Source organism: Bacillus hominis, from assembly GCF_018332515.1.
In the GTDB taxonomy this organism is placed as follows: Bacteria; Bacillota; Bacilli; order Bacillales; family Bacillaceae_G; genus Bacillus_A; species Bacillus_A hominis.
Window position 1 is genome coordinate 1 of record NZ_BOQD01000319.1, and the last position, 6,301, is coordinate 6,301.

At 34.9% G+C, this 6,301-nt stretch carries 8 protein-coding genes; 7 read left to right on the forward strand and 1 reads right to left on the reverse strand.

Annotated features, from left to right (window positions below; genetic code table 11):
• Positions 1-28 precede the first annotated feature (28 nt).
• Positions 29-478 (forward strand): GNAT family N-acetyltransferase, encoded by a 450-nt coding sequence (locus KI356_RS23495; RefSeq protein WP_212936627.1) that lies wholly within the window; start codon positions 29-31, stop codon positions 476-478.
• 40 nt (positions 479-518) lie between these two features.
• Here KI356_RS23495 and KI356_RS23500 read toward each other — a convergent pair whose 3' ends face one another.
• On the reverse strand, positions 519-1,412 hold the full coding sequence (locus KI356_RS23500; protein WP_212936621.1) for a sulfite exporter TauE/SafE family protein: 894 nt from the start codon (positions 1,410-1,412) through the stop codon (positions 519-521).
• A gap of 218 nt (positions 1,413-1,630) precedes the next feature.
• Here KI356_RS23500 and KI356_RS23505 point away from each other — a divergent pair, with 218 nt between their 5' ends.
• The 6 genes from KI356_RS23505 to KI356_RS23530 all read left to right on the forward strand — a co-directional run.
• Positions 1,631-2,428 (forward strand): VOC family protein, encoded by a 798-nt coding sequence (locus KI356_RS23505; RefSeq protein WP_212936622.1) that lies wholly within the window; start codon positions 1,631-1,633, stop codon positions 2,426-2,428.
• A 74-nt stretch (positions 2,429-2,502) separates the two neighbouring features.
• Complete coding sequence (locus KI356_RS23510; protein ID WP_212936623.1) at positions 2,503-3,246, forward strand: metallophosphoesterase family protein; 744 nt, start codon at positions 2,503-2,505, stop codon at positions 3,244-3,246.
• A gap of 126 nt (positions 3,247-3,372) precedes the next feature.
• Positions 3,373-4,044, forward strand: a complete 672-nt coding sequence (locus KI356_RS23515; RefSeq protein ID WP_212936624.1) for a nucleoside/nucleotide kinase family protein — start codon at positions 3,373-3,375, stop codon at positions 4,042-4,044.
• Between the two features lie 139 nt (positions 4,045-4,183).
• The gene (locus tag KI356_RS23520; protein ID WP_212936625.1) at positions 4,184-5,008 is read left to right on the forward strand and encodes a DUF2785 domain-containing protein; all 825 of its coding nucleotides are present in this window, start codon (positions 4,184-4,186) and stop codon (positions 5,006-5,008) included.
• Positions 5,009-5,115: 107 nt separating this feature from the next.
• Positions 5,116-6,102, forward strand: coding sequence for an alpha/beta fold hydrolase (locus KI356_RS23525; protein WP_212936626.1), 987 nt, complete (start codon positions 5,116-5,118; stop codon positions 6,100-6,102).
• A 34-nt stretch (positions 6,103-6,136) separates the two neighbouring features.
• Positions 6,137-6,301, forward strand: a 165-nt coding sequence (locus tag KI356_RS23530; protein ID WP_212936628.1) for a response regulator, incomplete at its 3' end; no start/stop codon positions are given.

The window sequence follows — 6,301 nt, forward strand, 5'->3', positions numbered from 1 at the left end:
AACGTTTAAAGGAAAAGGGGAAATTATTGTGAAATTAGAAACGGAAAGGCTATACATAGTACCGTGTACAGAAGAGAAGCTTCGAGTTGCTGAAAAACAAGGATACAATAGCGGTCCACATATTTTAGGGCATATAGAAAATGTAAAACAAGATGAGGCGTTATTACCTTGGGGCGCGTGGTATGTAATTCGAAAGGAAGACGACATAGTCCTAGGGGATATTGGATTTAAAGGGAGACCGAACGAGAATCATACAGTAGAAATTGGGTACGGATTCATTGAGAAATATTGGAATAAAGGGTATGCAACAGAATCTGTAGATGAATTAATAAAGTGGGCTTTTCAGACAGGAGAAGTAGAAACGGTTATAGCGGAGACACTCCTTGATAACGATAGTTCAATTCGTGTATTAGAGAAATTACACATGAAAAGAGTAAATAGTACTGAAACGATGATAAATTGGAAGATTGAAAAATAAAGAATACCGCTCGAAGTAAATCGAGCGGTATTTTACGTAATTATGGTAGCATTTGTTTTTGATCTGTTGGGTATCCAACTGTTGAATGTTTAGAATGGTTACGGACAGAAATGAAAATAGAGATAATAACGATAAGACCAACTGCAACATAAGAAAGTGTAATAATAGTTGGATCAACTTTAAATGATGTAAGTAATGTACGTATATTCGTAAAGATAATAAGTCCGCCAACGAGTACGCCAAGTAAATGCGAAGGAACGATGCGTACTAACCATGCGGCAATTGGTGCGGCAACAATACCACCGAGCATTAGGGAAAATACCCAAACCCAGCTTATTTGTTCCCAGCCAAGTGAGATGAAAAAGCCGATTGTTGCAGCGAGTGAAACAGGAAATTCGCTCGTATCTACAGATCCAATAACTTTTCTAGCATCATTTCCTTTTGCAAGAAGAACAGGTGTCGTAATAGGTCCCCAGCCACCACCGCCAGTTGAATCAACGAATCCTGCGAACAGACCGAGCGGCACAAGTTGTTTAGCAGGCATACGCTTATTTGAAGAAACAATTTGTTTTTGAATGATGAATCGTAATAAAATATAAACCCCTAAAGTAAATAAAAATAAGGAAATATACGGTTTAATTATATCGCCAGGTAAATTACTTAAAAAACATGCCCCAACAAATGCGCCAATTGCTCCTGGCAATGTAAGCCTGGAAACTGTATATTTATCAACGTTGCCAAATCGTATGTGAGATGCACCAGAAGCTGCAGTTGTAACGACTTCAGCTAAATGAACCGATGCAGATGCAACAGCCGGTGCGATACCAAACATTAGTAATAAAGAGGAAGACGTTACCCCGTACGCCATTCCAAGTGCTCCATCAATCAATTGAGCGAAAAATCCGATAATAGCAAAGACAATTAATTTCTGCATAAATAATCCCCCTGTAATAATAAATAAATAAATAAATAAAAAGGCACTTTTCCCGTATGAGAAAAGTGCCTTTGGTTTTTCCAATCAGCAATAATTAAATTTGTTTCATTATAATACATATTAATCGTATAAATCAACTAGGTTTTAAAGTTTTTTGAATTGAATGAAAGGAAAATAAAATATACAATAAAGGGATGGAGAGAAAGGGGAGAAAGACAATGTTAACATTTGATCATCTCGTTCACGCAATTCACTGCACACCGGAGGAAGCGGCAAAACAAATGCAGGCACAAGGTTTTCATACTGCGTTAGGCGGTGAGCATATGACTTGGGGTACTTGGAATAGTTTATGTTATTTTGACTTATCATATATAGAATTTTTAGCAGTTCAGCATGAAGAAAAAGCGAAAGAAGCAGAAAATCCATTAGTACAGGAAACAGTGGTGAAATTAAAAAATGGAGAAGGAATGCTACAAATCGCAATTCGAACAAATGAAATTGAAGAGCTAGCAGTTAATTTAAGCAAACATGGCGTACAAACGATTGGGCCATTTGAAGGGAAACGTATGAGAAAAGATGGTCGCCTATTAGAATGGAAAATGTTATTTGTAAAGCAGGAAGAGGACGGACCGAAATTACCTTTCTTTATACAGTGGAATGAAACGGACGAAGAAAGAAGAAACGATTTACGTAACACAGGGACGATTGCTGAACATCAAAACAAAGTAGAAGAAATTGAAACGATTCATTATGCGGTGAAAAACGTTCGAGAAACAGTGCGGAAATGGAAAGAAGTAATGGGACTAACAGTAAGCTCTGTCACGAAAAATGAACAATGGAATGCTGAGTGTCAAAGTGTAGTGTTTGGTGATATTCATGTGCAGTTTTGTGAACCGATTGGAGAAGGATTAGTGCAAGACCACCTGAAGAACCAGGGCGAAAATCTATTTGCAGTAGAGTTTAAAGGGGAAAGTAAACAAGTGCATGAAGTGTTAGGTAGTTTATACATATATTAATAGAGAGATTGAACCGGATTTTAGACAATCATATCATTTGGATATAATAAACAATAGATGACGGAGGGGTTCATTTGGATAAAATAGCGGTAATTTCAGATATTCATGGTAATATTCCTGCTTTAGAATCTGTGCTGCAAGATATTAAATTAAGAGGAATTGAGCGCATTATTTGCCTTGGTGATTTAGTAGGAAAAGGCCCTCATTCCAGCGAAGTAATTGAAATCGTTCGTAAAGAATGTGAAGGAGTCGTAATGGGAAACTGGGATGATTTCATTACAAAACCGACTGAGTTTGAAGCGCTGAAATGGCATCAAAAACAATTATCAGAGGAACAAAATGAGTATTTAAGAAGTTTACCATTTTCAATCGAGTTTTTTATGAGCGGGAAACTCATTCGTATGTTCCACGCTTCACCAAGAAGTTTGTATGAAAGAATTCAACCACACGCTGCAAGAGAAGAGCGTGTTAGTATGTTCGAAAATAGTGAGTTGACAGAGAATATAGAAGGGGAAAGAAAACCAGATGTCGTTTGCTACGGTGACGTTCATCAAGCATACGTTCAAAATTTCAGGGGGAAAACGTTATGTAATGCTGGTAGCGTAGGAAACCCACTTGAAATTACACAAGCTTCCTATTTAATTTTTGAAGGAACTTACAATGAAAAAGAAGTAGCAAGCTTTTCCATTCAACTCGTACGTGTACCGTATGATATTGAATTAGCAATTCGATTAGCGGAAGAGCTCGATATGCCAGAAATTGAGGAATATAAGCAGGAGTTACGAACTGCTTTGTATCGAGGGTTTAAAGGGAAATAAGGGAAATATCTATCGTAACTAAAATATATCAACGATTCGAAAAAAGGATATCGATTTACCGGCGAATAGTGCCATAGTTTATTTAGTGTAATTATATTATGTAAACTAATTGTAGGAGGAGATATCATGAACCGAAAACAAAGTATTAAAGAAATTACAGATTATATTTTAACGTTAAACTTAACCCATCCAATAAGAGTTGGAGTAAGTGGTATTACAGCTTCAGGAAAGACAACATTTGCAAATGAACTAGCGGAAGAAGTAAAAAAGCGAGGAGTACCAGTAACACGCGCCAGCATTGATGATTTTCATAATCCGAGAGCGATTCGCTATACGCAAGGAAAAGAATCTGCAAGAGGATATTATGAAGATGCACACGATTATTCAGCTTTTAAAGAAAGGTTATTAAAGTCTTTAGGGACTAATGGCGATTTACATTATGAAACGATTTCTCATAACTTAATAACGGACATCCCTGTACAAAATGCACCTTTAGTGGCGCCGCCAAATATGGTGCTAATAGTGGATGGAACATTTCTATTGAAAAAAGACATTGAACCTTTATTTGATTATAAAATTTTTGTAGATACAGATTTTGAGATTGCGAGAAAACGTGGTGCTAAGCGAGAAACTGAAGCTTTTGGAAGTTATGAAAAAGCAGAGAAGATGTTTTTGAACAGGTATCATGCAGCTTGTAAGATGTATATAGATGAGCATAATCCGAAAGAGCGTGCGGACGTTGTATTTCAGAATAGTGATTTAGAAAATCCAGAAGTAATATTTCATGAAAGAAAGTAAATGCGTAATCAGAAATATATGTATAGCCTTATATTTATTGTTATAATTCTCGTATAATGAAATTAATTTTACGAAGTAATTTCCAGGGGATAAGGCAAAAGGGCAAGTTAAAAAACGTAAAAAGGGGACAGGACATATAATGAATGAAGTATTAGAACTAAAAGAAGAACTACAACAAATTAAAAATAACAATTATGCTGTACCAGAGGACGTAGATGCATATCCATATGCACAGTGGATGCTAGATTATATTGGATCACCTGATGCTGAATTACGTGATGAATTGATTTACAGTACGCTTCACACATGGATTACAAATGATGTATTTAGACAAAAAGAGTTACGAGGATTAATGTTACAAGCAATTAGTCCTGATTATTTATTTTATAAAATTGGTGAAAAGGGAACAGACTCTGTTTTTAAACGTGCATTTTCTGTTTTAATTCCGCCGCTTATTTTATCTGTTCATGAAAGAGAACCATTGCTATCTGAAGAACAACTGTACAGTGTAGCAGAGCAAGTTCTTGAATATGTCTATTTAGAAGAAGATGTAAGGGGTTACGTAGAAGGAAAAGGCTGGGCACATTCTACTGCACATGCTGCAGATGCGCTAGATGCTTTAGCTCGTACAATCCAAAATCGTGAGTTTTCATATGCAATACTAGCTGCTGTTCGTCAAAAGGTTCGCCTAAATGACTACGTATACATCCACTTTGAGGATGAGAGATTAGTAACGCCAATTATGTCGTTACGTAACCAAAATCTTTTAACTGAAGAAGAGTGGAGCAACTGGTTACATAGTATAGCAATTGTTGAAGACATTCCGCATCCCCAGTATGATATTTTAGTTCAAAATATTAGAGCTTTCTTACGAAGTTTATATTTCAGAGTTTTAGAGACAGAGGGTAGTACAGCCTTTACAGATGATATATTGGAGACTTTGACGAAATTGCGTAGGTATTAAAAATGACCAATACTTTAGAAACAAAGAGAAAATAATAATTTTCAAAAATTTATTAGAAATTTATTTTTACATTGTACCCTTTCAGTATAAGTTGAAAGGGGTGTCAAATGAAAAAATTATTGAAGATAGGAAAGATTATATTTTTTGTGTGTATTAGCATTATTTTTCTTGGAATAGGCGCTGTATTTATATATCATAACTATCAATTAAGAATGGAATCGAAATTAATTAATAATGAAGGTGAACTTGTTAATTTCAATAATAAAAATGTGAATGTTTATAATGAGGGGAGCGGGAAGGATACGTTTGTATTTATGGCCGGATCTGGAATTGCCGCTCCTGTTTATGAATTGAAAGGCCTATATAGTAAATTTTCGAAAGAAAACAAGATTTCTGTAATTGAGAGAGCTGGTTATGGATACAGTGATGTTTTTCATGATGATAGAGATATTGATACGATATTAGAACAAACGAGAGAAGCGCTTATTAGAAGTGGAAATAAACCTCCCTATATTTTAGTGCCACACTCTCTATCGGGTATAGAGGCTATTTATTGGGCACAAAAATACCCAAGTGAAGTAAAAGGGATTATTGCGTTAGATATTGGTTTACCTAATCAGTACGTAACTCATAAAATAGACGAGGTTGATTCATTAAGAATAAAAGGAATGAATATTTTAACGAAAATTGGTTTTCAGCGATTAGTTCCTTCTATTACTTATAATCCCGAAGTAATTCAGCAATCCTTTTTAACCGAACAGGAAAAAAATATTTATAAAGCGCTCTCATATAAACAAGCTTTTAATGATGATATGAAGCAAGAACTTTTACAAAGTTACAATAACAGTAACAAATCTAATTCCTTATCATTCCCAAAAGAAGCACCAATTTTATTTATAGATGCGATTGCTAGGGAAAATAAAAACTCGAAATATACAAAGCAAAAAAACAGAGATTATGAGGAGTTTGCTAGCAAGTTATTGATAGCTGATGTGAAAAAAATTGAAGGTACACATAGTATTTATTTACACGCTCCTGATGAAATATACAAACTTGCTACGGATTTTATTAATAATAAAGTAGTGAAGAACTAAGCTATTGTTATTTTAGTGATGGAAGGTCTACATAATGAAAGAATATAACATATTAATTGTTGAAGATGATTTGATGATAGGAGATTTATTACAAAAAATTTTGCAGCGTGAGAAGTATAAAGTGTATTGGGAGAAAGAAGGAAAGAATGTTCTTGATGTAATTCATGAAATAGATTTAGTCATAATGGATGTTATGTTA

Bases quoted from the DNA above. Each gene is read 5' to 3' on its own strand.
- KI356_RS23505 (WP_212936622.1), top strand. From the start codon at position 1,631: ATGTTAACATTTGATCATCTCGTTCACGCAATTCACTGCACACCGGAG.
- KI356_RS23520 (WP_212936625.1), top strand. From the start codon at position 4,184: ATGAATGAAGTATTAGAACTAAAAGAAGAACTACAACAAATTAAAAAT.
- KI356_RS23525 (WP_212936626.1), top strand. From the start codon at position 5,116: ATGAAAAAATTATTGAAGATAGGAAAGATTATATTTTTTGTGTGTATT.
- KI356_RS23500 (WP_212936621.1), bottom strand. From the start codon at position 1,412: ATGCAGAAATTAATTGTCTTTGCTATTATCGGATTTTTCGCTCAATTG.
- KI356_RS23515 (WP_212936624.1), top strand. From the start codon at position 3,373: ATGAACCGAAAACAAAGTATTAAAGAAATTACAGATTATATTTTAACG.